This window comes from Psychrobacter sp. 1U2 (assembly GCF_051847575.1).
In genome coordinates this window covers 1-1038 of sequence record NZ_JBPYDC010000476.1, presented here as the reverse complement: position 1 = coordinate 1038, position 1038 = coordinate 1, and the positions used below count along the sequence as shown (strand labels likewise).

Sequence of the window (1038 nt, the reverse complement as noted above, 5' to 3'; positions counted from 1 at the left end):
GATCATTCACCTCGTTTAAAACCTCTGTACGCGGTGCCACGCCCGTACCCAAAATCACAATATCGGTATCGATATGCTCGCCATTGGCAAGCGTCACACCGCCTACTTGTGAAAAGGTTTTATCATGTTTAGGATGCTCAGCCTTACTTTCAACTTTAGTGATTTTATTGACAGTGGCATTAAACACAAAGTTTATGCCGTTGTCTTTATGCAGCTTAATCAACGCATTGCTTACGGTTTTTGATACGATATTGCCCATTACCCGATCGTCCTGTCCAATCACCGTGATCGAAGCGGTCGTACCTGCTTGTGCCAATGCAGAAGCAACCTCCATACCGATAAAGCCTGTACCCACAATCACCACACGCTGATCATGACTGGCCGCTTTAATCAACTTGGCATCCTCCATGCTACGCAAGGTATAAACGCCATCCAAATCAGCTCCTGTGATAGGCGGTATGTTTGGCTCAGCACCTGTCGCTACCACTAAAAAATCTGCAGTCTGTCGCTCACTATTGCCGCTATCATTGGTGATAACGACGGTAGACTCATTGGGTAGTACTTCGCTAACCGTTTGATTGAGGCGTAAATCGATATCGTTATCACTGGCCCACTTTGCACCGCATAGTAACAGCTTGTCTTCCTCCATATTCCCCGCTAAAAAGGCTTTTGATAATAAAGGACGATTATAAGGGGCTTTATTTTCTTTGCTGATCAAGGTAATCTTGCCACCATAGCCCGTATGACGCAGCTGATTGGCCGTCATAAACCCTGCACCGCCACCACCAACGATAATAGTATGAGTATCGATCAGCTTGTCATTGTCCAAGTTTTGATTCATTTTTGCTGAGGTATCGACGCTCAAGCTCTCGCCCTCATCTGTCAGCTGATATTGAGTCAATCCGCGCATGGCAACTGGCTCTAATAGCGTCCCATCACGATTGTCAAAAGTTGCATGATGCCAAGGACAGACGACTCGACTACCGCAGCGCAACCCTGTGCCCAAATCTGCGCCAGCATGCGGACACTTGCCATCAA

At 47.0% G+C, this 1038-nt stretch carries 1 protein-coding gene; it reads right to left on the bottom strand.

The genetic code is table 11. From position 1 onward, the window contains the following. Window positions 1–1038, bottom strand: a 1038-nt coding sequence (locus ACS8FD_RS16685; RefSeq protein ID WP_439276663.1) for an FAD-dependent oxidoreductase, incomplete at both ends; no start/stop codon positions are given.